Annotated in this window: 21 protein-coding genes, 1 tRNA gene and 1 pseudogene; 11 read left to right on the forward strand and 12 right to left on the reverse strand. The window is 70.8% G+C overall.

The window, feature by feature from the left end; translation table 11 throughout:
• Positions 1 to 124: 124 nt before the first annotated feature.
• Positions 125 to 2,614, reverse strand: coding sequence for a glycosyltransferase (locus QRN40_RS12920; protein WP_285116078.1), 2,490 nt, complete (start codon positions 2,612 to 2,614; stop codon positions 125 to 127).
• 53 nt (positions 2,615 to 2,667) lie between these two features.
• Entirely contained in the window at positions 2,668 to 3,171 is a 504-nt protein-coding gene (locus QRN40_RS12925; RefSeq protein WP_285116079.1) for a MarR family winged helix-turn-helix transcriptional regulator, read from the reverse strand.
• Between the two features lie 66 nt (positions 3,172 to 3,237).
• On the opposite strand from QRN40_RS12925, the gene QRN40_RS12930 reads away from it, so the two are divergent.
• The 3 genes from QRN40_RS12930 (at position 3,238) to QRN40_RS12940 (ending at position 5,758) form a co-directional block, all read left to right on the forward strand.
• Positions 3,238 to 3,309: transfer RNA gene (locus tag QRN40_RS12930), tRNA-Gln, on the forward strand.
• Between the two features lie 28 nt (positions 3,310 to 3,337).
• Complete coding sequence (glmU, locus tag QRN40_RS12935; protein ID WP_285116080.1) at positions 3,338 to 4,780, forward strand: bifunctional UDP-N-acetylglucosamine diphosphorylase/glucosamine-1-phosphate N-acetyltransferase GlmU; 1,443 nt, start codon at positions 3,338 to 3,340, stop codon at positions 4,778 to 4,780.
• Positions 4,781 to 5,758 carry a ribose-phosphate diphosphokinase gene (locus QRN40_RS12940; protein WP_285116081.1) on the forward strand — a complete coding sequence of 326 codons (978 nt, stop codon included), beginning with the start codon at positions 4,781 to 4,783 and terminating at the stop codon, positions 5,756 to 5,758. It begins immediately after the preceding gene.
• Positions 5,759 to 5,920: 162 nt separating this feature from the next.
• On the opposite strand, the gene QRN40_RS12945 is transcribed toward QRN40_RS12940, so the two are convergent.
• Positions 5,921 to 7,249, reverse strand: a complete 1,329-nt coding sequence (locus tag QRN40_RS12945; RefSeq protein ID WP_285116082.1) for a glycosyltransferase — start codon at positions 7,247 to 7,249, stop codon at positions 5,921 to 5,923.
• 73 nt (positions 7,250 to 7,322) lie between these two features.
• Here QRN40_RS12945 and QRN40_RS12950 point away from each other — a divergent pair, with 73 nt between their 5' ends.
• Complete coding sequence (locus QRN40_RS12950; RefSeq protein ID WP_285116083.1) at positions 7,323 to 7,988, forward strand: TetR family transcriptional regulator; 666 nt, start codon at positions 7,323 to 7,325, stop codon at positions 7,986 to 7,988.
• Here QRN40_RS12950 and QRN40_RS12955 read toward each other — a convergent pair.
• The 3 genes from QRN40_RS12955 to QRN40_RS12965 all read right to left on the reverse strand — a co-directional run bounded on the left by QRN40_RS12955 (position 7,957) and on the right by QRN40_RS12965 (position 10,128).
• On the reverse strand, positions 7,957 to 8,307 hold the full coding sequence (locus QRN40_RS12955; protein WP_285116084.1) for a hypothetical protein: 351 nt from the start codon (positions 8,305 to 8,307) through the stop codon (positions 7,957 to 7,959). The two genes, QRN40_RS12950 and QRN40_RS12955, sit on opposite strands and share 32 nt — an antisense overlap.
• A 99-nt stretch (positions 8,308 to 8,406) precedes the next feature.
• Positions 8,407 to 9,864 carry an NADP-dependent phosphogluconate dehydrogenase gene (gene gnd / locus QRN40_RS12960; protein ID WP_285116085.1) on the reverse strand — a complete coding sequence of 486 codons (1,458 nt, stop codon included), beginning with the start codon at positions 9,862 to 9,864 and terminating at the stop codon, positions 8,407 to 8,409.
• A gap of 129 nt (positions 9,865 to 9,993) precedes the next feature.
• Positions 9,994 to 10,128, reverse strand: coding sequence for a hypothetical protein (locus QRN40_RS12965; protein WP_285117527.1), 135 nt, complete (start codon positions 10,126 to 10,128; stop codon positions 9,994 to 9,996).
• 14 nt (positions 10,129 to 10,142) lie between these two features.
• Between QRN40_RS12965 and QRN40_RS12970 the strand changes: the two are divergent.
• Together QRN40_RS12970 and QRN40_RS12975 are read left to right on the forward strand one after the other, a co-directional pair.
• Positions 10,143 to 10,382, forward strand: a pseudogene (locus tag QRN40_RS12970) (enolase C-terminal domain-like protein); the annotation flags it as partial.
• Between the two features lie 32 nt (positions 10,383 to 10,414).
• On the forward strand, positions 10,415 to 10,921 hold the full coding sequence (locus QRN40_RS12975; protein ID WP_285116086.1) for a gluconokinase: 507 nt from the start codon (positions 10,415 to 10,417) through the stop codon (positions 10,919 to 10,921).
• Here the strand turns inward: QRN40_RS12975 and QRN40_RS12980 are convergent.
• Positions 10,918 to 11,388: a MarR family winged helix-turn-helix transcriptional regulator gene (locus tag QRN40_RS12980; RefSeq protein ID WP_285116087.1), complete on the reverse strand. Its 471-nt coding sequence runs from the start codon at positions 11,386 to 11,388 to the stop codon at positions 10,918 to 10,920. The genes QRN40_RS12975 and QRN40_RS12980 overlap by 4 nt on opposite strands.
• The gene (locus QRN40_RS12985; protein ID WP_285116088.1) at positions 11,381 to 11,815 is read right to left on the reverse strand and encodes an SRPBCC family protein; all 435 of its coding nucleotides are present in this window, start codon (positions 11,813 to 11,815) and stop codon (positions 11,381 to 11,383) included. The genes QRN40_RS12980 and QRN40_RS12985 overlap by 8 nt, the downstream gene beginning before the upstream one ends.
• A gap of 223 nt (positions 11,816 to 12,038) precedes the next feature.
• Here QRN40_RS12985 and QRN40_RS12990 point away from each other — a divergent pair, with 223 nt between their 5' ends.
• The 4 genes from QRN40_RS12990 (at position 12,039) to mfd (ending at position 17,855) form a co-directional block, all read left to right on the forward strand.
• Entirely contained in the window at positions 12,039 to 12,653 is a 615-nt protein-coding gene (locus QRN40_RS12990; RefSeq protein WP_285116090.1) for a 50S ribosomal protein L25/general stress protein Ctc, read from the forward strand.
• Between the two features lie 9 nt (positions 12,654 to 12,662).
• The gene (pth, locus tag QRN40_RS12995; RefSeq protein ID WP_285116091.1) at positions 12,663 to 13,277 is read left to right on the forward strand and encodes an aminoacyl-tRNA hydrolase; all 615 of its coding nucleotides are present in this window, start codon (positions 12,663 to 12,665) and stop codon (positions 13,275 to 13,277) included.
• 197 nt (positions 13,278 to 13,474) lie between these two features.
• Positions 13,475 to 14,179 (forward strand): alpha/beta fold hydrolase, encoded by a 705-nt coding sequence (locus QRN40_RS13000; RefSeq protein ID WP_285116092.1) that lies wholly within the window; start codon positions 13,475 to 13,477, stop codon positions 14,177 to 14,179.
• A 58-nt stretch (positions 14,180 to 14,237) separates the two neighbouring features.
• Positions 14,238 to 17,855 carry a transcription-repair coupling factor gene (gene mfd, locus QRN40_RS13005; protein WP_285116094.1) on the forward strand — a complete coding sequence of 1,206 codons (3,618 nt, stop codon included), beginning with the start codon at positions 14,238 to 14,240 and terminating at the stop codon, positions 17,853 to 17,855.
• 134 nt (positions 17,856 to 17,989) lie between these two features.
• On the opposite strand, the gene QRN40_RS13010 is transcribed toward mfd, so the two are convergent.
• Positions 17,990 to 19,186, reverse strand: coding sequence for a Na+/H+ antiporter NhaA (locus tag QRN40_RS13010; protein ID WP_285116096.1), 1,197 nt, complete (start codon positions 19,184 to 19,186; stop codon positions 17,990 to 17,992).
• 110 nt (positions 19,187 to 19,296) lie between these two features.
• Here QRN40_RS13010 and QRN40_RS13015 point away from each other — a divergent pair, with 110 nt between their 5' ends.
• The gene (locus QRN40_RS13015; RefSeq protein WP_285116097.1) at positions 19,297 to 20,016 is read left to right on the forward strand and encodes a nucleoside triphosphate pyrophosphohydrolase; all 720 of its coding nucleotides are present in this window, start codon (positions 19,297 to 19,299) and stop codon (positions 20,014 to 20,016) included.
• 10 nt (positions 20,017 to 20,026) lie between these two features.
• Here QRN40_RS13015 and QRN40_RS13020 read toward each other — a convergent pair whose 3' ends face one another.
• From QRN40_RS13020 to QRN40_RS13030, 3 genes are read right to left on the reverse strand one after another with little or no spacing between them, the layout of a single operon-like run.
• Entirely contained in the window at positions 20,027 to 20,842 is an 816-nt protein-coding gene (locus QRN40_RS13020; protein WP_285116098.1) for an ABC transporter ATP-binding protein, read from the reverse strand.
• Between the two features lies 1 nt (position 20,843).
• Positions 20,844 to 21,923, reverse strand: a complete 1,080-nt coding sequence (locus QRN40_RS13025) for a FecCD family ABC transporter permease (protein WP_285116099.1) — start codon at positions 21,921 to 21,923, stop codon at positions 20,844 to 20,846.
• Complete coding sequence (locus QRN40_RS13030) at positions 21,920 to 22,990, reverse strand: FecCD family ABC transporter permease (RefSeq protein ID WP_285116100.1); 1,071 nt, start codon at positions 22,988 to 22,990, stop codon at positions 21,920 to 21,922. Before QRN40_RS13030 ends, QRN40_RS13025 begins: the two co-directional genes overlap by 4 nt.

Raw genomic sequence — 22,990 nt, forward strand, 5'->3', positions numbered from 1 at the left:
TCCCCCCTCGCCCCCGTACAATTTGCGCCAATTCGCGGGAATCGCCCGTCCATACCCGCGATTTGCGCCAAATCTCGCGGGCGAGGACCGCGCGACGTCAGGACTCCGCGGCCGCAGGGACGGGTCAGGCCCCGATCGCGCGGTAGAACTCGGCGACCGCCTTGCGGTTGTAGCCGACGTAGTCGAAGTGGCTGTCGGGCACGTCTCCGCGGAGGAACGCGCGCATCCCGTCCGCGACACCGTCGACCGTCTGCGGCACGACCATTCCGCTGCCCGCGGGCAGCGCGTTCTTCGCCGACGCGAACTCGACCGTGACGATCGGCAGCTGCAGCACGAGCGCCTCCAGCAGCACCATCGGCTGGCCCTCGTAGTCGCTGGAGAGCACGAAGCAGTCGGCCTTCGCCATGATCGCGTGCGGGTTGCGCTGCATCCCGGTGAGGAACACCGAGCCCTGGAGTCCGAGTTCGGCGACCAGCGCCTCCAACTCGCCTGCCAGCGGCCCGGACCCCACGATCACGAGCCTCGTCCGTGGGTTCTCGGCGTGCACCGCCGCGAACGCCCGGATGAGGCGGCCCTGGTTCTTCTCCGGCGACAGTCGCCCGACGTTGACGAAGGTGGTGACGTCGTCGTCGGCGAGCAGCAGCTCGGCCCAGTCGGGGATGCTGCCGGTCTCCTCGTCGAAGGTCAGCTCGTGCAGGTCGCCTGCCGCGTTCTCCAGGATGTGCTCGGCATCGACCGTATTGAGGGCCGACACGAACTTCTCGGGAGCCGCGTACTCGGCGAGCGACGCCCGGTTGATCTCTGCCAGCGTGGGCGAGACGGACACCAGGTGGTCGTACTGCCCGTAGAGCGTGAAGATCTGCGTGAGGCTGTGCAGCATCCGCTTCTCGCCGTTGACCTCGCGGTGCGCGTCGGAGGCGAGGTCGTTGTGCAGCCAGATCGCCCGCTGCGCCTTCGGCGAGTGGAGCAGGAGGGCCGCCCAGAACGGACCGTAGCCAGAGAAGTCCACCACGTAGTCGAAGGTGCTGGCCCCGAAGCAGCGGTACCACTCGTCGTCCCACAGCCGGTTCTGCGCCGGGATGTCGGCGTGCTGCGCGATGCGCCCGCGGCGGAAGTCGAGGTGCCGGGCGAGGTGCAGCAGCTTCGCGCCGTTCATGCCGCCGACGCGGGGGAACTGGCGAACAGCCGGATGGATCTGCCGCTGCTTCCCGATGATCACCTGCGACCGGCTCTGGGCGAAGAACGCCGAGACGTCGAAACGCTCGTGGTCGATGTTGTTGAGCAGGTTGAGTGCCGAGGTCGTGATGCCGTTGGGGCGCATCCCGCCGAGGTAGAGCAGGATCTTCTGCCGGCCGTCGTCGGCGAGGTCGGTGCGCAGGCGGTAGCCGTCGCGCACGCCGCGGAAGACGATGTCGACGACGCGGCGCGCGGCCGAGCCGTCCTCGTACGGAGTGAACCGCTGCTGCATGTCGCGATAGCGCTCCTGCCATTCGGCGGGGACCGCCTCGCCGTCCTCGGCGATCGCGTGCAGGGTGTCGCCCACCTCGCGGGCGGACATGAGCACCGGGCCGGGCCACTCCTCCGGCTCGAAGTAGAGTCCGCGCGTTCCCGCGTAGTCGGCGAGGTCGGGCGTGAAGAACACGATCGGCCGGCCGGTCTGCAGGAAGTCGAAGAAGATGCTCGAGTAGTCGGAGATGAGCAGATCCGTCGCGCCCAGCACGAGGTTGGTGGGGATCTCGTTGGGCACGAGCATCCGCTTGAGCTCGGGGCGGTGGGCCGCCAGCGCGTGGACGCTCTGGTGCGTCTTGAGCAGCACGAGGTAGCGGCTGGTGTCGATGCGCTCCTCGATCTGGCCGATGTGCGCGAGCAGCGCATCCAGGTCGTCCTCGGGGCGCCCGAACGTCTGGCCCTTCCAGGTCGGCGCGTACAGGATGATCTTCCGGTCGCCGACGGGGATGCCCGCATCGACGAGGCGCCGGCGGACGGTCTCGCGGGCGGCCTCGTCGAGGAACTGCCGGTCGATGCGCGGGTAGCCCTCCTCGACGAGCGTGCCGCTGTAGATGCCGGTCAGCTTGTAGCCGGTCTCGTACATCTGCTCGGACATGAACGGGTTCGCCGAGAGCAGGTAGTCCGCCTGGACGAAGTTGCGGATGATGTTCGCGGTGCCGAGCGCGCCGTCCTCGATGTCGTAGCCCATCCGCTTCAACGGCGTGCCGTGCCACGTGTTGAGATAGACCTGTCCGGGGCGCTTCGAGAAGTCGGGCGGGAAGGTCGCGTTGTTGACCAGGTACTGGCTCGTGGCGAGGGCACGGTAGTACGCGGATGAGCCGTAACGGACGAAGCTCACGCGGGGGTCGTCGGCGAACTCCTCCACGGCGGCCCGGTACTGGGTGAGATCGGACAGCGCCCAGATGTGGGTGAGGTGGCCGAGATCGGGGCTCGCCAGCAGCTCACGGAAGACCGCCTCCGGGTTGTCCAGCATCCCGTTTCCCGAGAAGGACTCGTAGAGCACCGAGCCCTGCACGATCGGTCGGGCGCGCCAGTGCGCGTGGATCTCGTAGCGCGCGGCACGCTTCACCCGGGAGGGGAGGCGCTTCAGTCGGGAGAGTCTCATCGCGCCCGAGTTTATGAGAGTGGCATAACGGTCTCCTGGGAGCGCGGTATGGGTCATCCCTCCGCGTCGAACCCCAGGCTCAGCTTCCGCAGCAGGCCCGCGAGCCGCTCCGCGTCCGCGGTGGAGAGGCCGTCGAGGAGGTCGGCCTCCGCGTCCACGAGCCGGGTGATGGCCGCATCCACCCGGGTCAGGCCCTGCGCGGTCATCTGGACCAGGATGCCCCGGCCGTCGTTCGGGTCGGTGCGCCGCTCGACCAGGCCGCGGGCGACGAGCCGGTCGATGCGGTTCGTCATGGTGCCGGAGGAGACGAGCGTCTGCTGCAGCAGCGACTTGGGGCTCAACTGGTACGGCGAACCCGCGCGGCGGAGCGCCGCCAGCACGTCGAACTCCCACGAGTCGAGGTCGGAGCGTTCGAAGGCGCCGCGGCGGGCGCGGTCGAGGTGACGGGACAGCCGGTCGACGCGCGACAGCACCTGGAGCGGGGAGAAGTCGAGGTCCGGACGCTCGCGCAGCCAGGCGTCCACAATGCGGTCCACCTCATCGCGTGCGTCGGCCATGACCCCATGCTATTGGGGTCCGGCCTCCCGGGGTCTGGCAGACTGTCACCTGCGCGAAACGCGCGTTCCGCCTTGGTGTAATGGCAGCACGACAGCCTTTGGAGCTGTTAGGTCCAGGTTCGAGTCCTGGAGGCGGAGCGACCGACAGCCCGACCCCTGGAGGACCATGACCGACCAGAATCTCGCCATCGTCGTTCTCGCGGCGGGGCAGGGCACGCGGATGAAATCCGCCACCCCGAAGCTGCTGCATCCGCTCGGCGGCATCCCGATCGTCTCGCACGTCCTCGCGACCGCGCACGAGCTGGATGCCGCGCACGTGATCGCCGTGGTGCGTCACGAGCGCGACCGCCTCGCCGAGGTGATCGCAGCGGACATGCCCGAGGCGATCATCGTCGACCAGGACGAGGTGCCCGGCACCGGCCGCGCCGTCGAGCTGGCGATCGAGGCGCTCCCCGCCGACTTCTCGGGAGACGTGCTCGTCGTCAACGGCGACGTCCCCCTGCTCGACGCCGGGACGCTGCGCGAACTGATCGCGTCGCACCGCGCGGGCGAGGCCGCGGCAACCATCCTGTCGTCCTTCCCGGCCGACCCCACCGGCTACGGCCGCATCGTCCGCACCCCGGCCGGTCACCTCGACCGCATCGTCGAGCACAAGGATGCGACCGCGGCCGAGCGCGAGATCGGCGAGATCAACGCCGGCATCTACCTCTTCGGCCTGGCGGCGCTGCGGGACAGGCTCGCCCTCGTCTCGACCGACAACGCCCAGGGCGAGAAGTACCTGACGGATGTGATCGGCCTGCTGCGCGAGGCCGGCTTCGACGTGGATGCGCTCCCGGTCGCCGAGTCGTGGCTGGTCGACGGCATCAACGACCGCGCCCAGCTGAGCGACGCCGCGGCGAAGCTCAACGCACTGCTCGTGCGCACCTGGCAGCTCGCGGGCGTGACCGTGCAGGACCCGGCGACGACGTGGATCGACGTCAAGGCGAAGCTCGCACCGGACGTCACCATCCTCCCGGGCACGCAGCTGCGCGGAGCCACGGTCGTCGAGACCGGCGCGACCGTCGGCCCGGACACCACCCTCACGGACACCGAGGTGGGGGAGGGCGCGACCGTCACCCGCACCGACGCGACCCTCGCCGTCATCGGCGCCGGAGCCACGGTCGGGCCGTTCGCCTACCTGCGCCCGGGAACGGTCCTCGGCGCGAAGGGCAAGATCGGCACCTTCACCGAGACGAAGAACGCGGTCATCGGCGAGGGCACCAAGCTGGCGCACTTCAACTACGTCGGCGACGCGGAGGTGGGCGAGAAGGGCAACCTGGGTGCGGGCGTCATCACCGCCAACTACGACGGCGTGAACAAGCACCGCACGGTCATCGGGTCGAACGTGCGCATCAGCACGAACAGCGTGCTCGTCGCGCCCGTTAGGATAGGTGACGGAGCGTACACGGGGGCGGGCACGGTCGTCCGCAAGGATGTCCCCGCCGGAGCCCTCGCCATCACGGTCGCCCCGCAACGCAATATCGAAGGCTGGGTCGCGCAGAAGCGGCCGGGCACGGACGCCGACAGAGCTGCCCAAGAGAGCAACGCTGCGGAAGAGAGCGGAGAGTAAGTGTCAGGGATCACCGCGACCGGCCAGAAACGTCTCGTCTTGATCTCCGGTCGCGCGCATCCCCAGCTCGCCCGGGAGATCGCGGAGTGCCTCGGTAGCGAGCTCGTCCCGACCGATGCACGCACCTTCGCCAACGGCGAGATCTATGCGCGCTTCGACGAGAGCGTCCGCGGGTCGGATGCGTTCGTCATCCAGTCGCACACGTCGCCCATCAACGAGTGGCTCATGGAGCAGCTCATCATGGTGGATGCGCTGAAGCGCGCGTCGGCGAAGCGCATCACCGTCGTCGCCCCGTTCTACCCGTACGCCCGGCAGGACAAGAAGGGCCGCGGGCGCGAGCCGATCTCGGCCCGCCTCGTCGCCGACCTGTTCAAGGCCGCCGGCGCCGACCGCATCATGTCGGTCGACCTGCACGCCGCGCAGATCCAGGGCTTCTTCGACGGACCGGTCGACCACCTGTTCGCCATGCCGGTGCTGCTCGAGCACATGCGTCGCGAGCTCGACCCGGCGACGCTGACCGTCGTCTCGCCGGACATGGGCCGCGTCCGCGTCGCCGACATCTGGAGCGACAAGCTCGGCGCGCCCCTGGCGATCATCCACAAGCGCCGCGATCCGCTCGTCCCGAACCAGGTCTCGGTGCACGAGATCGTCGGCGATGTCAGCGGGCGCGTCTGCCTGCTCGTCGACGACCTGATCGATACCGGCCGCACCATCGTCAAGGCGGCGGAAGCGCTCAAGGCCGCCGGCGCCACCGGCGTCGTCGTCGCCGCGACCCACGCCGTGTTCAGCGACCCGGCCGTCGAGCTGCTGCAGAGCGACGCGATCGACTCGGTCGTGGTGACCGACACCCTGCCGCTGCCGGAGCACAAGCGCTGGGAGGGCCTCACGGTCCTGCCGATCGCGCCGCTGCTCGCCAACGCGATCCGCGAGGTCTTCACCGACGGTTCGGTGACGTCGATGTTCGACGGGGCCGCGTAGCACCCGCCTCCGTCCCGCTCCGCTCCCTCGCCTTCCGTCGTCGAAAAGGGAGGACATCCCGGCCGCATCCCGGCCCGATGTCCTCCCTTTTCCGCATTTCGGCGGCGTGGCGCCCACGAACTCCTCCCTTTCGAACCCGGAGTGACGGAGGGATCAGTCGCCTCAGGCCGCCGTCCGCCCCGCGGACGCATCCGCCGTCGCCTCGGCGGCGGCGACGACCGCCCGCTCGAGGCCGTCGAGCCCGGACGCGGCCCGGATCGCCGCGCCGATGCGTGCGCTCCGCTCGGCGTAGGTCCGGTCCCGCAGCACCGTCCGGACCGCCTGCGCGACGGCCCCCGGCTCGGGCCGGTTGGTCCCCAGCCGGATGCCGACGCCCGACCAGGCGACCCGCGCCGAGACCTCCGCCTTGTCCTCGGTGGTGCCGGCCACGACGATCGGCACCCCGTGCTCCATGGCGTAGTGGATGCCGCCGTAGCCGCCGTTCGTGACGTAGGCCGCCGTGCGCGGCAGCAGCCGGTCGTACGGCAGGTAGGAGGCGACGCGGGCATTGGCGGGGAGACCGGTCCCGAGATCGGCGACGGGTCGACCTCCCGTGCTGGCCACCACCCACACGTCGTCCTGGGCGAGGGCGCGGATGGTCGGCAGCACGAGGTCGCCGAGGTCGCGGTTCGCGACGGTGCCCTGGGTGACGTGGAGGACCGGGCGTCCGTCGTCCAGGTCGCTCCACCACGCGGGCAGCGCGCTGTCGGAGGGCTGCGTGCGCGAGACGGGGCCGAAGAAGTGCACGGGCACCCGGAGATCGCTGCGCGGGTACTCGAACTCCGGCACCGTGAACTGCACGACCCCGTCGCCCTGCGAGGGCCAGTCGAGCACGAAGCCGCGGAGGCTCACACCTGCCGCGGCGGCGGTGCGGAGCGCAGCGCGCTGGACCGGCGCGAAGACGCCCTTCTCGGCAGCGACCGTCAGAGCGGCGTTGCGTGCGCGCCCCAGGGCGCCCGGGCGCGGCGGGATGCCGAGTCCGAACGGCGCTGTGTCCCGGCTCTTCAGGCCGAGCGGCACGATCCCCAGGTTCAGGAGCGGCGGGCGGGATGTGCGCGGGCGCGACGCCAACAGTGCCGCCCCGAGGAACAGGCTCTCGGCCAGCACGACGTCGATGCCCAGGTCGCGGATCACCGCATCCATCGCCGCGAGTTGACTGGGCGCGGGCCGGAGGAAGATCTCGGTCATGTCCCACCGGATCCCGGCGGGACCGGTGAGCCCGACACGGCCGGGGAAGGCGGCGTCGATGTCGGTGTCGTCGTAGTCGGCCGCGGCCGGCAGCCGGAGCGCCGCTGCGCCGGTCGCGGCGGCGCGCTCGAGGTAGCGCTCGCCGGTGAGGAAGTGGACGCGGTGGCCGCGGTCGACCAGGGCGCGGCTGACGGCCAGAAGGGGTGAGACGTGTCCGTGCACGGGGGTGCTGCAGAGCAGGATGTCGAGCGGGCGGGCGTTCATGGTCCGGGTCCTCGTTTCGGGTAGAGTCGAATAAACGTCAACAGTATTCACTACACGTGAAAGGTAGTCAATAGTGGCCGGCACACGTCCCTACCGTTCGACCCTCCGTCAGGAGCACGCGCAGCAGACGACGCGCCGCATTCTGGAGGCTGCCGCGGGCGTGTTCTCCGCTCGCGGCTACGCGAGCGCCTCTCTGGCGGATATCGCGGCGGCGGCCGGGGTGTCGGTGGAGAGCGTCAAAGTGCACGGGCCGAAGCGGGCGCTGCTGCTCGCCGCCTTCGAGCTGAGCTTCGGCGGGGAGGCGGGGGAGTCGTCGCTCACCGAACGTCCTGAGATCGCGGCGATCGCCGCCCTCGACGATCCGTACGAGCTGCTCGCCCGGCTGGTGGCCTTCATCGCCGCCGCCAACGCGCGAACGGGCGGCCTGTGGTCGACGTTCACCGCCGCGTCCCGGGACGACGACGCGGTGCGCATCGCCTACACGGAGCTGCTCGGGCGCCGCCACGCTGACTACCTGAGCATGGTGAGCCTCCTGGGCGAACGCGGGATCGCCTCCATCGCGCCCCTGTCGCCGGCCGGGCGCCGTGAGCTCGCCGACGCGCTCTCCTTCGTCATGTCGCCCGAAGGTCACCAGCAGCTCATCGGCGAGAGCGGGTGGAGTTTCGAGCGCTATGCGGAGTGGCTGCACGCGACCGTGCGCACGCTCATCACGGAAGCTGGTGCGGCGCCGACGGGATGAGGCCCAGCGGCGCCACCCAGGTGCCGTCGCCCTCGGTGTTGAGCGCGTAGCACTGCCAGCCGGGCCCCAACGGGCCGAACAGCTCGAAGCGGGCGGACGACCCGAGAGCCTCTGGCTGGTACTGCTGCGCGTACACCGAGCACGTGTAGTCGGCGGTCTGCGTCTGGATGCTGATCGTCAGCAGGATGCCGGGCAACAGTAGCGCCCCGAGCGCGACGACGACGAAGACCCGGCTGGCGACGGTCATCGTGCGGCCGCGCAGGGGGCGGTCGCCGAGGGGCTCGTACTCGGCGAGCTCCGGATGGTCCTCGTACGTCACCTTTCCGAGTCTGCCCCGCCGCGGCCCGCGAGTACAGGAAAAGTGCCGCGAATCGCTCGGATTCGCGGCACTTTCCCTGTGCTCGGCGGCGGGAGGGACCTAGTGCGAGGAGCCCTCGGTGCGGATCTCGGTGCGGTCGCCGGACCAGAGGGTGTGGAAGACGCCCTCCTTGTCGACGCGCTTGTAGGTGTGCGCGCCGAAGAAGTCGCGCTGGCCCTGCACGAGCGCGGCCGGGAGGCGCTTGGACGCGAGCGAGTCGTAGTACGACAGTGCCGACCCGAAGCCGGGGACCGGCACGCCCGAGAGCGCCGCCGTCGCGACGATCCGTCGCCACGCGGCCTCGCCCTCGCGGACCGCGTCCGCGAAGTACGGCGCCTCGAGCAGCGTCGCGATGTTCGGGTTCTCGTCGTAGGCGTCGGCGATGCGGTTCAGGAACTGCGCGCGGATGATGCAGCCGCCGCGCCAGATCTTCGCGATGCGGTCCTTGTGGATGTCCCAGCCGTACTTCTCGGCGCCGGCGATGATCGCGTCGAAGCCCTGCGCGTACGCGACGACCTTCGAGGCGTACAGCGCCTTGGACACGTCATCGGCGAACGATTCGACGTCGTCGGCCTTCTGCACGTCGGGACGCGACTGGATGGTCGCCTGCACGGCGGCGCGCTGGTTCGGCTTCGACGACACGGCGCGGGCGAACACGGCCTCGGCGATGCCGCCGACCGGAACGCCCAGGTCGAGCGCGTTCTGCACGGTCCAGACGCCGGTGCCCTTGGAGCCGGCCTGGTCGAGCACGATGTCGATGAAAGGCTTTCCGGTCTCCGCATCCACCTGGCGCAGCACCTCGGCCGTGATCTCGATCAGGTACGACTCGAGGTAGCCCTTGTTCCACTCGGCGAACACGTCGGCGATCGCGGCGGGCTCGAGGCCGCCGATGGTGCGCAGCAGGTCGTACGCCTCGGCGATGAGCTGCATGTCGGCGTACTCGATGCCGTTGTGGATCATCTTGACGAAGTGGCCGGCGCCGTCGGTGCCGATGTGGGTGACGCACGGCTCGCCCTCGGCGACCGCGGCGATCGACTCGAGGATCGGGCCCAGCGTCTCGTACGATTCGGCGGAACCTCCGGGCATGATCGACGGGCCGTTCAGCGCGCCCTCCTCGCCGCCGGAGATGCCGGCGCCGACGAAGTGGATGCCCGTGGGCGCGATCCGCTTCTCGCGCTCGATCGTGTCGTGGAAGTTCGCGTTGCCGCCGTCGACGATGATGTCGCCCGGCTCGAACCGCTCCACGAGCTGGTCGATGACCGCATCGGTGCCCTTGCCGGCCTGCACCATGATGATCGCGGTGCGCGGCTTCGACAGCGACGCGACGAACTCGTCGATCTGCTCGGAGTCGACGAACCCGGCCTCCGGGTGCGCCTTCACCAGCTCCTCGGTCCGGGCGTAGGTGCGGTTGAACACGGCGACCGTGTTGCCCTCACGCGAGGCGAGGTTGCGGGCCAGGTTCGATCCCATCACCGCCAGCCCGACGACTCCGATGTTGGCCGTTGCTTCCTGTGACACGTCATGCTCCTTCGTGGTGCCGCGGCAGGACGGGGCCGTCCGCCGCGACGGGTGTGGTCCGGGGTCAGCTCTCCCGCTGGTGGCAAGAATCGAGCAGTCCACCCAGCGTAGCGCGACGTCCGCCGGTGCTCATCGGCCGAGCCGGAAGGTGTGACGCGGGATGTCGTCCACGAGCCGCCGGGCAACGGCGACCGCGTCCTCCTCCATCAGCCGGTGGCCGGCGACCAGCTCGGCCAGGAACGACGCATCCACGCGCCGCGACATGTCGTGCCGTGCCCGCGGCCCTGCACCTGGGGGTCGCGATCCCCAACTTCGGCATCCAGGAGTACATGCGGCACAGCTCGGCCACCGACGAGGTGTTCCGCCCGACGTACACATTCGCGGACGGCCTGCTCGCGCCCGGCGAGGAGCCGGGGCTCGGCGTATCGTACGACGAGGTACTCGCGGAGTCGTTCCCGTACCAGTCGGCGTACCTGCCGGTGAACCGGCTCCTCGACGGCTCGATGCACGACTGGTGATCAGCGCCGGTGAGAAGGAACGAGGAGGCGCCGTGCGGCGACCGCAGGTGGTGGTGATGGGCGTGTCCGGTTCGGGCAAGAGCACCGTGGGGGAGCTGCTCGCCCGGAACCTCGGGGTGCCGTTCGTGGACGGTGACGCCCTGCACCCCGCGGCCAACGTCGCCAAGATGGCCGCGGGCGTCCCGCTCACCGACGAGGACCGCATCCCCTGGCTGCACGCCGTCGGTCGCACACTCGCGGGAGCCTCGGCGGAGGGGATGGTCGTCGCCTGCTCCGCGCTGAAGCGGGCGTACCGCGACCTGATCCGGTCGGAGGCTCCGGACGCGGTGTTCGCGGAGCTGGACGGCACCCGCGAGGTCCTCGCCGCGCGCATGACCGCTCGGCCGGGGCACTTCATGCCCGTGACGCTGCTCGACTCCCAGTTGGCGACGCTGCAACCGCTGCAGGAGGACGAACCGGGGGTCCGGGTGGATGTCGGCCCCGCGCCCGCGCAGCTGGTCGACCTGATCGAAGCCCACCTGCGCGAGGACGCCCGCTAGGACGATCGCGGCTCCGACGCCGGGGACAGCGCCTGGAGCGCGGCGACGAACCCGCCCGCATCCACGTCGGCGAAGAACGCTGCGTCCGCCGCCTCGACGTCCACGGTGGCCCGGCGGGCGGCTTCCGCGCCCTCGCGAGTCACCCGCAGGACCCGGGCCCGCCGGTCGGTGGGATGCGGCAGCCGCTCCACCAGTCCGGCGCGCTCCAGGGCGCGCAGCACCTGCGACGTCATCATCGGGTCCGTCGCGGCGAAGCCGGCGAGGTCGGCCTGGGTGACCAGGCGGTCGGGTTCGCGGGCGCCGAGCCATGTGAGGGAGGCGAGCAGGACGTACTGCACGTGCGTGAGGTCGTGCGGCGCCAGCGCGGCGCGCATCGCCGCCTGCCACCGGTTGGTCACACGCCAGAGCAGCAGGCCGGGACTCTGCGCCGCTGCCGGGAAGCGGCTCCCGAGTCCGGACTCAGGCATCGCCGGCGGCCCGGGCCTCGGCCGCCCGGAGCAGTTCGTTCATCGCCACCGGGAAGTCTGCGGCGATCTGCGGTCCGAGCTCGGGGCCGACCTGGTCGGAGCCCGGGCCGTCGACCTCGAGCGTGTGCGTCACCACGGTTCCGCCGGCGGCGTCGGGCGCGAGCGTGTGCCGGAAGGTGAGCGCCAGTTCGCCGTAGAGCGTGCGGTCCGCGTAGACGCGTTCGGGCTCGAGCTCGACGATCGTGGACGTCATCGGTTCCTGGCCCTGGGGTGTGACGGTCACCTCCGTGCCGACCGCGAACGGGCCGTGCAGCTCGAACCGGTCGCTCGCCGGTCCCAGCGGGATGCCGCTGTGCAGGTCGCGCAGCGACGCCCAGACGGCGGCTGCGGGGGCCACGGTTCGCGCGGTGTGCTCGGTCGTCCACATGATGGTCTCCTCGTCGAAGTAGTATGCGCGCTTAGTATATATCGATCGGCTACACTGGGCAACTGAACTTCGGCGAGGGATGCGTCCGGCATCCGTGATCGACGCGGTGGAGCAGGCTACGCAGTCTTTCCTCGCGCACTTCGATGCGTTCGAGTTGAACAACACCACACTGCGGGCCTCGCGGCTCGCCCGACAGCCGGCCTCTGGTCGGCGAGGAGACACCATGGCAGACGAGTCCAACAAGGTCGCAGCCGAACTGCGCGAAAGCTTCGGCAAGGGCGCGGCGCGCAAGATCCGCGCCGTCGGCAAGATCCCCGCGGTCATCTACGGTCACGGCAGCGACCCGGTCCACATCACCCTCCCCGGCCACCAGGTCTCCCTCCTCCTGCGCAAGGCGAACGCGGTCCTCGACCTCGACATCGCCGGCAAGAGCGAGCTGGCCCTGGTGAAGGACGTCCAGAAGGACCCGGTGTCGCAGATCATCGAGCACCTCGACCTCATCCTCATCCGCCGCGGTGAGAAGGTCGTCGTCGAGGTTCCGGTGCACGTCGAGGGCGAGCCGTACTCGGGTACCATCGCCGTGCTCGAGGTCAACACGATCCGTCTCGAGGCCGAGGCCACGCACATCCCGGAGCGCATCGTCATCGACGTGACCGACGCCCCCGAGGGCACGCAGTACCTCGCGAAGGACTTCGCTCTGCCGTCCGGCTCGACGCTGGCCGAGGACGAGGACCTCCTCATCCTCAACGTCGTCGTCCCGGCCGCCGCGCGCGCCGAGGACGAGGAGACCGCCGAGGGCGGCGCCGAGGCCGAGGCGTCCGACAGCAGCGCCGAGTAACACCTTCCGATGGAACCCACCCGTCAGGCGTCGTCCACGGGACCGTCCGACGGGCCGTGGCTCGTGGTCGGGCTCGGCAATCCCGGGCCCGGCTACGCCTCCACACGCCACAACGTGGGCCAGATGGTGCTCGACGAACTCGCTTCGCGCGGGGGTCTCACCTTCAAGAGCCACAAGACGAACGCGACGGTCGCCGAGGGTCGGCTGGCCCCCGGCGGCCCGCGTCTCGTCCTCGCCAAGCCGAACACGTTCATGAACGTGTCCGGCGGGCCCGTGTCGCAGCTGATGCGCTTCTACTCGCTCGACCCGTCGCACTTGATCGTGGTGCACGACGAGCTCGACATCCCGTTCGACACCATCCGCCTCAAGAGCGGTGGCGGCCACGGCGGGCACAACGGCGTCCGCGACGTGATCGCGGCGATCGGCACCGGCGACTTCACCCGCGTGCGGGTCGGCGTCGGCCGGCCGCCTGGCACCTCCGGGGCGGCGGATCACGTGCTGAAGGCGTTCTCCGCCGCCGAGCGCAAGAACCTGCCCATCCTGGTCTCGGATGCGGCGGACGCGGTCGAGGAGATCGCCGCGGGCGGCCTCACCTCCGCGCAGAACCGCTTCCACGCCCGCTGACCCGGCCCGCGATTCGTCCATTTCCCCCGCCGATTCGTCACGAATGCGCGCCATTCGTCACGAAGGGCGAGCATTCGTGACGAATGGGCACCGCGAGTCGGCGCAGATCGCGAGCACGGAGGAGTCACGGGGAACGCTCAGCGGAAGTCAGGCCCGCGCCCTGCCGCAGGCCAGCCGCCGCGCGTACCGTCACGGGCATGAAGTTGTACACGCGTCAGTGGGGCGAAGGCGACCGCTACGCAGTCCTGGTCCACGGGGTCATGTCGGATTCGCGCACCTGGCGACGGGTCGGACCCGTCCTCGCCGAGCGCGGCTACCACGTCATCGCTGTCGACCTGCGGGGCCACGGGCACAGCCCGCGCACCGAGGAGTACTCGGCCGATCTGATGGCGCAGGACATCGTCGACACCGTGCCTGTCCGTCCCGAGCTGGTGGTCGGGCACTCCCTGGGCGGCCTCACGGTGAGCCTGGCGATCGAGCGGCTCGACCCGCAGCGCGTCATCTACGTCGACCCCGCCTTCTCGTGCCCGGCGGCGAACTGGTTCCAGCGGATGCTGGCGCCGGCCTTCCTGCGGACGCTCGCGCGTCAGTCGGCGGCGGCCATCGCCAAGCGCAACCCGCGCTGGGATCCGGCCGACGTCGCGATCGAGGTCGAGACGTTCCGGGTGTTCGACCGTGCGGTGCTGCCGGTGGTGGTCACTCCGTCCGCGATGCGCGCGCCGGAGGTGATGTCGGTGCCGTCGATGGTGATGCTGGCCGACAATTCGCAGCTGGTGAAGCCGGAGCTGGCCGAGCGGCTGCGCGAGGACGGCTACGAGGTCCGGATCGTCCCCGGATCCGGTCACGTCATCAACCGCGACGATCACGACGGATTCATGCGGGCGCTCGAGGGCTGGATCTGACCGTTCAGGATGCGCCGCACCCCTCGATCTGTCGGTGGTGCCACGTAGAATCGTCCGAGTGATACTCCAGGGCCTTGTCGACGCGCTTGCGCGCGAGTCCTCCTTCAGCGACGCTCTCGCCCACGCGGCGCGCGACGCCGATTTCTCGCTGACCGACGGCCTGCGGGGCCCGCTCCTCGCTGGGCTCCTCCGCCGTCGCGCCGAGCAGGGCGCGTCGCGGGCGGTCCTGCTGATCACGGCGACCGGGCGCGAGTCGGAGTCCATCCGCGGCGCGCTGCCGTGCCTGCTGCCCGAAGCGGAGATCGTCGAGTTCCCCGCGTGGGAGACGCTGCCGCACGAGCGGCTGAGCCCGAGCCCGGAGATCGTCGGCAAGCGCCTGCTCGCGCTGCGCCGGCTCGCCGACTGGGCCGCGGGGGAGCAGACGACGCCGTTCGTCCTCGTCGCCTCCGTGCGTGCGGCGCTGCAGCCTCTCGCGGACAATCTCACCGACTACTCCACGGTCGAGCTGCGGGCCGCGGCGCGCGGCTTCGACCTCGGCGGTCTGTCCAGCCAGCTGGTCGACCTGGCGTATGGCCGTGTCGACATGGTGACGCGGCGCGGCGAGTTCGCCGTGCGCGGCGGCATCCTCGACGTGTTCCCTCCGACGGCCGACCACCCGTACCGCATCGACTTCTTCGGCGACGAGGTGGATCAGATCCGCGCGTTCTCCGTGGCCGACCAGCGGTCGCTCCCCGAGCCGATCGCCGAGGTGAGCCTTCCGCCGAGCCGCGAGCTGCTGCTGAGCGAATCGGTGCGCCAGCGTGCACGCGAGATGGAGCACGAGTTCCCGAGCCTCTCGGCCATGCTCGCGAAGATCGGCGAGGGCATCCCGGTCGAGGGGATGGAGTCGCTGGCTCCCGCGCTCGTCGACCGTCTCGTGCCGCTGACCCATTACCTGCCGGACGGCGCAGCCGTCGCGGTGCTGTCGCCGGAACGCGTGGCGTCTCGCGCCGTGAGCCTCGCCGAGACCAACCGCGAGTTCCTCTCCGCCGCTTGGAGCGCCGCCACCGTCGGCGCGGCGGCCCCCATCGACCTCGCCGCGGGCGACTTCCTGACCCTGCAGCAGCTCAAGGACTCGGTGAAGTTCAGCCGGCCGGGCGCGACGGCCCCGAACCACCCCTGGTGGACCATGAGCGGTTTCCAGGCCGACGAGGTGCTGCCCGAGGAGCGCGAGCTCGAGGAGCACCTGCAGGTGCGCATCCACGCGGAGGCCGTGCCGAGCTTCCAGGGCAACGTCTCGGGCGCCGTCGAGCACGTCGCCGCGCGCCTGCGCGACGGCTGGCGCGTGGCGATCGTTGCCGCCGGCAACGGTCTCGTCGAGCGCGCGGCCGACGTCCTCGCCGAGTCCGAGCTGCCCGCACGACCGGTGGACGAGTTCCCGACCGATCCCGAGCCGGGCATCGCCTACCTGATCAAGGCGACCGCCGAGCACGGGTTCGAGGTTCCCGAGACGAAGCTGGCGCTGATCAGCGAGGCCGAGTTCTACGGGCGCTCGGTCGGCTACGACTCGCGCCAGGTCAAGAAGCTCGCGACCCGCCGCAAGAACGTGGTCGACCCGCTGGCGCTCAAGCCCGGCGACTACGTCGTGCACGAGACGCACGGCATCGGCAAGTTCGTCGAGCTGACCCAGCGCGAGGTTTCGAGCGGCGGTCGCAAAGCGGTCAAGTCGAAGCGCGAGTACCTCGTGCTCGAGTACGCGCCGTCGAAGCGCGGGTACCCGGGCGACAAGCTCTACGTGCCGACGGACCAGCTCGATCTGCTCACGCGGTACGTCGGCGGCGAGGCTCCGCAGCTGTCCAAGATGGGCGGAAGCGACTGGTCGGCGGCCAAGGGCCGGGCACGCCGGGCCGTCCGCGACATCGCGGTCGAGCTCGTGAAGCTGTACTCGGCGCGCATGGCGAGCAAGGGGCACGCCTTCGCGCCGGACACCCCGTGGCAGCGCGAGCTCGAAGAGGCCTTCCCGTTCGCCGAGACGCTCGACCAGCTGCAGACCATCGACGAGGTGAAGGCCGATATGGAGCGGCCCATCCCGATGGACCGGCTCATCTCGGGCGACGTCGGCTTCGGTAAGACCGAGATCGCCGTCCGCGCCGCGTTCAAGGCGGTGCAGGACGGCAAGCAGGTGGCGATGCTCGTCCCCACCACGCTGCTTGTGAAGCAGCACGCGGAGACGTTCCAGGAGCGCTTCGCCGGCTTCCCCATCCACCTGCGGCAGCTGAGCCGGTTCCAGACCGACAAGGAGGCGCGCGAGACGCTGCGCGGCATGGCCGACGGCACGGTGGATGTGGTGATCGGCACGCACCGCATCCTCGCCGACGGGGTGAGCTTCAAAGACCTCGGGCTCGTCATCATCGACGAGGAGCAGCGCTTCGGCGTCGAGCACAAGGATTCGCTCAAGAAGCTGAAGACCAACGTCGACATCCTCGCGATGAGTGCGACGCCCATCCCGCGCACGCTGGAGATGGCGGTGACCGGCATCCGCGAGATGTCGACCCTCGCCACCCCGCCGGAGGACCGGCACCCGATCCTCACCTTCGTCGGGCCGTACTCCGACAAGCAGGTCGCCGCCGCCATCCGCCGCGAACTGCTGCGCGAGGGCCAGGTCTTCTTCGTGCACAACCGGGTCGGCTCGATCACCAGCATGGCCGCCAAGCTGGCCGAGCTGGTGCCGGAGGCGCGCATCGGCGTCGCCCACGGCAAGATGAACGAGCACGCGCTCGAACAGGTGGTCGTCGACTTCTGGGAGCGTCGCTTCGACGTCCTCGTCTCGACCACGATCATCGAGACCGGCCTCGACATCGCCAACGCGAACACGATCATCATCGACCGCGCCGACAAATACGGCCTGAGCCAGCTGCACCAGCTGCGCGGTCGCGTCGGCCGTGGCCGGGAGCGGGCGTACGCGTACTTCCTCTGGGACGAGAACAAGCCGCTCAGCGAGACCGCGCACGACCGCCTGTCGACCATCGCGGCGAACAACGACCTCGGAAGCGGCATGCAGGTCGCGCTCAAAGACCTCGAGATCCGTGGAGCGGGAAACCTGCTCGGCGGCGAGCAGTCCGGCCACATCGCGGGCGTCGGCTTCGACCTCTACCTGCGGATGATCGGCGAGGCCGTCTCGACGTTCCGCGGCGAGGTGGCGGAGGGGCAGACCGAGCTGCGACTCGAACTGCCCGTCGATGCGCACATCCCGGAGGACTACGTGGACAGCGAGCGGCTGCGTCTGGAGGCGTACCAGAAGCTGTCGACGGCCAGCTCGCCCGCGGCGAAGGACGGCCAGATCGACCTTGTGCTGGAGGAGCTGACCGACCGCTACGGCGCGCCGCCGCAGCCGGTCACCAACCTGATCGCCGTGTCGCGGCTCCGCCGGGCGGCGCAGAAGGCGGGACTCGGCGAGGTGGTCGCCATGGGTTCGAACCTGCGCCTCGCGCCGGCCCTGCTGCCCGACTCGCTGCAGGTGCGCCTGCAGCGCATGTACCCCGGGTCGAAGTACCACGCCGCGCCGAAGGTGGCGACCGTGCCGCTCCCGCGGGTGAACGGCGAGACGGTCGACGATGCGGCGCTGATCGGCTGGGTCGCGGACCTGCTGGGGGCGCTGTTCCCGGAGAAGGAGCCCGCCGCCGAGCGCGCCGGCTGAGCCGGGCGCGCGGCCGTCGCGAGTGCGCGCCCCGGCGCGACCGCGATCGAGCGGTGAGTAGATGCGGCAATCCGCACCGAGTTGCGACATGATGTCGCAACTCGGCGGGGCGCGGCCCGGGTCGCGCGGGCACGCTAGGTCGTGCGTGCTCCGCCGTGCTTCGCGGCGGCCGGCTCCCCGCCGTGTTCCGGGTGCGGATGGAGCCGTCGGTTGCGCCGCGCCAGCGCCGCCACCAGGAAGGCCGAGACAACGATCGCGACAGCCGACCCCAGCAGGACCGCCAGCGTGCCCTCCGCGCGCACGGTCTCCGAACCGGCGAACGCGAGCTCGTTCATGAGCAGCGACACCGTGAAGCCGATGCCGCCGAGCGCGGAGACCGTCACGATCCCGAAGAGGGAGATGCGGTTGCGATCCGGCCCGCGCCGCGTGAACGAGCCGAGCCAGCCGCCCAGAGTGATCCCCACCAGCTTGCCGACGGGCAGGGCGATGAGGATGCCCCAGAACGCCGGCGAGAGCTCCGACGGCGACACCTTCGGGATGGGGACCAGCGCCGCGGAGAAGGCGAACAGCGGCAGGATCAGGCCGTTCGACCAGGGCTCCAGCACGTGCGTGACCCGTCCTGCCGGCTGACGCGCCATGACCAGGCCGAGTGCGACACCCGCGATCGTGGCGTGCACCCCGGAGTCGTAGACGAGCCACCAGGTCAGCAGCGCCAGCAGCACCATGAGGACACCGAGCGGCCAGCGCATCCGCCCGCGCAGCATCCGGCTCAGCAGTCCGAAGAGAGTGAGGGTCACGGCCGCCAGGAGGAGCTCGAGGAGGTTGGGGTCTTCCGTGAAGAACACCGCGATGATGAGGATCGCGATCAGGTCGTCGAGCACCGCGAGGGCGAGGAGGAAGACGCGCAGCCGGTTGGGGAGTCCGCGGCCGAACACCGCCAGAACGCCGAGGGCGAAGGCGATGTCGGTGGCGGTGGGGATCGGCCAGCCGTTCTGGACACCGGTGCCCGCGGTCAGCACGAGATAGAGGCCGGCGGGGACGATCACGCCGGCGACCGCCGCGATGGCCGGATGGATCGCCTTCTGCACGCTGTTCAGCTCGCCGACCACGAGCTCGTGCTTGAGCTCCACCGCGACGATGAAGAAGAAGACGGCGAGCAGGCCGTCGCTGATCACGTGTCCGACGCTGATCTTCAGCAGACCCGCGCCGATGTAGGAATGCTGCAGGTCGAGCAGCGCCGGACCGGCCGGCGTGTTGGCGAGGATCAGGCCGAGCGCGGCAGCACCCAGCAGCAGGCCGGCGGCGGTGCGCTCGGATCGGATGAGGCTCATCAGGTCACCAATCTGGGGTCACGGAAACGACGCCGACCAGACTTCCCGGCACACCGCCCACGAGTCTAGCCGGTGGCAGGATGGGGTCATCGTAGAGCGAGGAGGTCCGGATGGGCGAGACAGTCGGCACGGCCGTGGTGCCCGAGGCGGCGACGAAGCTGGACCAGCTGGTGGCCGTGATGGCGCTGCTGCGCGCGCCCGGGGGCTGCCCGTGGGATGCGGACCAGACGCACGAGTCGCTCGTCCAGTACCTGATCGAGGAGACCTACGAGCTCATCGAGGCGATCGAGACGGGCGACAGGGACGAGCTGCTGGAGGAGCTCGGCGACGTGCTCTACCAGGTGCTGTTCCACGCCGATCTCGCGGCGCACACCCCGGGTGAGGAGTTCGACATCCAGGATGTGGCCGCGCACATGACGGCCAAGATGGTCGGCCGGCACCCGCACGTGTTCGGCGACCGCGCCGCCGCCGATGCCCGCACGGCCGAGACGGCGGACGATGTCGTCGGCTTCTGGGACGAGCTCAAGAAGCAGGAGAAGCCGGGTCGCACCAGCGTGCTCGACGGCATCCCGCAAGGCATGCCGTCGCTCGCCCTCGCGGACAAGCTGCTCGGTCGCGCCGAGAAGGTCGGGCTGCTCGACCTGCGTGAATCGGGCGGCGTGCAGGTGGGCAGCGAGGACGAGCTCGGCCCGCTGCTGCTCGCGATCGTGGCCTCCGCGAAGGCGCAGGGGCTGGATGCGGAGCGCGCGCTGCGATCGACGCTGCGCGACCTGCAGGGCGAGATCCGCGACCAGGAAGCGGCCGACCGCGAGGCGGGCGCCGCGGGCTAGCCGCGCCGCATCACGCGCGGTGGTGCCGTCCGAGCGGCACGACGAGCGGTGTCCCGGTCACCGGGTCGTCGGCGATCACCGATTCCACGCCGAAGACCTCGCGCACCAGGTCGGCGGTGACGACCGAGGCCGGCTCGCCCGCCGCGACGATCGACCCGGCACGCATCGCGACCAGGTGGTCCGCGTACCGCGCCGCGAGGTTCAGGTCGTGCAGGACCATGACGACCGTGGCGCCGCGTGCGGCGTTGAGGTCGAGCAGCAGGTCCAGCACATCCAGCTGGTGGCTGATGTCGAGGAAGGTGGTCGGCTCGTCCAGCAGCAGGATGTCGGTCCGCTGGGCGAGCGCCATCGCGATCCACACCCGCTGCCGCTGACCGCCGGAGAGCTCGTCGACCGGGCGGTCCGCGAGGTCGGCGATCCCCGTGTCGACCATCGCCTCCGCGACCGCTGCGTCGTCGTCCGCGGTCCAGCGCCGGAACCAGCCCTGGTGCGGGTAGCGGCCGCGCGACACCAGGTCCGCGACGGTGATGCCGTCCGGGGCGGTCGGGCTCTGCGGCAGCAGTCCGAGCCGCTGGGCCACCCGCTTGGTGGGCAACGAGTGGATGTCCGCGCCGTCGAGCAGCACGGTGCCCGCTGCGGGGGCGAGCAGCCGCGACAGCCCGCGCAGCAGGGTCGACTTGCCGCACGCGTTCGGGCCGACGATGGCGGTCACCCGCCCGGCGGGGACGTCGAGGTCGAGCCCGTCGACCACCACGCGGCCCTCGTAGGCGAGAGACAGGTCGCGGGCGGCGAGCTCCGGCACGGCGGCCGGCGATTCGTATGTCATGTCAGCCTCCACGGCCCACGCGGTTGGTCCTGGCCAGCAGCCAGAGCAGGTAGGGCGCGCCCACGATCCCGGTGACGACTCCCACGGGGAGGACGACACCCGGGATCGCGAACTGCGCCACGATGTCCGAGACGATCAGGATGAGCGCCCCGAGCAGAGCGGACGGGATCAACGCCAGCGACCCGCGCCCGATCAGCCCCCGCGCGATCGGCGCGGCGAGGAACGCGACGAACGACACCGGTCCGGCGACCGCGACCGCGATGGCCGCGAGAGCGACCGCCACCGCGACGACCAGCAGGCGTGTGCGCTCCGGCCGGACGCCGATTCCGGAGGCCAGGTCGTCGCCGAGGGAGAGGGCGCCGAGCGGGCGGCCGACCACCAGCGCGCAGGGCAGGAGCACGGCGGTCCCGATCGCAAGGACCAGGAGGGCTGTCGGATCGACCGTGTTGAGGCTGCCGGTGATCCAGACCAGCGCCTGCTGCACATCCGTGATGTCCGCCCGGGTGAGCACGTACGAGACGATGCCGCCGCAGAACGCCGCGATGCCGACCCCCACCAGCACGAAACGGTACCCGCTGATCCCACGCCGCCAGGCCAGCAGGTAGATGAGCGCGGCGGCGGCGAGCGTGCCGCCGAGCACGATGCCGGAGAGCGCGAGGCCGGTCAGCCCGAACCAGATCAATGCGATCGAGCCGGTGGCGCTCGCCGCGGCGGTGATGCCGATGATGTCGGGGCTGGCCAGCGGATTTCGTGCGACCGACTGGATGAGCGCGCCCGAGAGTCCCAGGCAGGCGCCGACCAGGGCGCCGGCGACGAGGCGCGGGAGACGGAGGTCCAGGATGACGAACGACGTCAGCCGGTCGGCCCGGCCGATCAGCGCCGCGAGGACGTCGGCCGGAGCGACGGCGGCCGCCCCGAGCGTGAGCGAGACGGCGGCGACGAGGAGGACGACGAGCGCGAGCAGGACGGACACGCGGATGGTGCGCGTGCGTCCCTGCCGGCGGTCGCGGCGGACAGCGGCGAGGGCGGCGGAGGGCGTCGGCGCTGCTATGGCCGTGCCGCTCGTCGCATCCCGGCTCACAGGCTCGCCAGCCGTCGGCGGCGCACCAGCGCGATGAACAGCGGCGCGCCGACGAACGCCAGCACCACCCCGACCTGCAGCTCCCCGGGAGGCGCGACGACGCGTCCGAGGATGTCGCATCCCAGCAGCAGGGTCGGTGCGATGACCGCCGAGTAGGCGAGGACCCAGCGGTAGTCGGCCCCCACGACCCGCCGTGCGATGTGAGGCACGATGAGCCCGGCGAAGGCGATGGGACCGACCGCCGCGGTGGCCGACCCGCACAGCAGCACGACGGCGACCCCGCACAGCGCACGGGTCACGCCGACGCGCTGGCCGAGGCCGCGAGCCACATCGTCGCCGAGCGCGAGGCCGTTGAGCAGTCGCCCGAGCCCGAGGGCCAGGACAGCGCCGAGAGCCAGGGTCGGCAGCACCTGCCAGAGGATGCCGAAGCCGCGTCCCGCGAGCGAGCCGACCTGCCAGAACCGCATGGCGTCGAGGGAGACGCGGCTCGTCAGCTCCACCGCGGTGATGAGCGACCCGAGGGCGGCCGAGACGGCCGCGCCCGTGATCGCCAGCTTCACCGGCGTCGCGCCCTCACGGCCGAGCGAGGAGATGGCGTACACCAGCGCCGAGGCGAGGGCCGCGCCCGCGAAGGCGAACCACAGGTAGCCGGATGGGGCGGTCACCCCGAGCAGGGCGATCGCGACGACGACCGCGAGGGAGGCGCCGAAGTTGACGCCGAGGATGCCCGGATCGGCCAGGGGGTTGCGCGACAGGCCCTGCATGACGGTTCCCGCGAGTCCCAGCCCGAGCCCGGCGGCGAGGCCGAGAAGCGTGCGCGGCAGACGGCTGTCGACCACGACGAGCGCGTCGGGATCCGTCCGGTCGTAGTGGAGGAGCGCGTGCAGCACATCGGCGGGAGGGATCCCGCGCGCTCCCACCAGCAGGCTCAGGACCGTCACGAGCACCAGGAGCACGCCGGCGACGACGAAGCCCGCGAGCAGGCGCCGGCGCCGCGCGCGGGGGGAGGTCCCCACACGCCCGGCGTCCGGTTTCGGAGCCGCCGGGGCGGTCACGCTCGCGGGCAT

The organism is Leifsonia sp. fls2-241-R2A-40a, assembly GCF_030209575.1.
Lineage (GTDB): Bacteria > Actinomycetota > Actinomycetes > Actinomycetales > Microbacteriaceae > Leifsonia.

Coding starts and splice junctions, on each gene's coding strand:
- QRN40_RS12920 (WP_285116078.1), bottom strand. CDS start 2,614: ATGAGACTCTCCCGACTGAAGCGCCTCCCCTCCCGGGTGAAGCGTGCC.
- QRN40_RS12925 (WP_285116079.1), bottom strand. CDS start 3,171: ATGGCCGACGCACGCGATGAGGTGGACCGCATTGTGGACGCCTGGCTG.
- glmU (WP_285116080.1), top strand. CDS start 3,338: ATGACCGACCAGAATCTCGCCATCGTCGTTCTCGCGGCGGGGCAGGGC.
- QRN40_RS12945 (WP_285116082.1), bottom strand. CDS start 7,249: ATGAACGCCCGCCCGCTCGACATCCTGCTCTGCAGCACCCCCGTGCAC.
- QRN40_RS12965 (WP_285117527.1), bottom strand. CDS start 10,128: ATGTCGCGGCGCGTGGATGCGTCGTTCCTGGCCGAGCTGGTCGCCGGC.
- QRN40_RS12980 (WP_285116087.1), bottom strand. CDS start 11,388: ATGCCTGAGTCCGGACTCGGGAGCCGCTTCCCGGCAGCGGCGCAGAGT.
- QRN40_RS12985 (WP_285116088.1), bottom strand. CDS start 11,815: ATGTGGACGACCGAGCACACCGCGCGAACCGTGGCCCCCGCAGCCGCC.
- QRN40_RS12990 (WP_285116090.1), top strand. CDS start 12,039: ATGGCAGACGAGTCCAACAAGGTCGCAGCCGAACTGCGCGAAAGCTTC.
- pth (WP_285116091.1), top strand. CDS start 12,663: ATGGAACCCACCCGTCAGGCGTCGTCCACGGGACCGTCCGACGGGCCG.
- QRN40_RS13000 (WP_285116092.1), top strand. CDS start 13,475: ATGAAGTTGTACACGCGTCAGTGGGGCGAAGGCGACCGCTACGCAGTC.
- QRN40_RS13010 (WP_285116096.1), bottom strand. CDS start 19,186: ATGAGCCTCATCCGATCCGAGCGCACCGCCGCCGGCCTGCTGCTGGGT.
- QRN40_RS13015 (WP_285116097.1), top strand. CDS start 19,297: ATGGGCGAGACAGTCGGCACGGCCGTGGTGCCCGAGGCGGCGACGAAG.
- QRN40_RS13020 (WP_285116098.1), bottom strand. CDS start 20,842: ATGACATACGAATCGCCGGCCGCCGTGCCGGAGCTCGCCGCCCGCGAC.
- QRN40_RS13030 (WP_285116100.1), bottom strand. CDS start 22,990: ATGCCCGCGAGCGTGACCGCCCCGGCGGCTCCGAAACCGGACGCCGGG.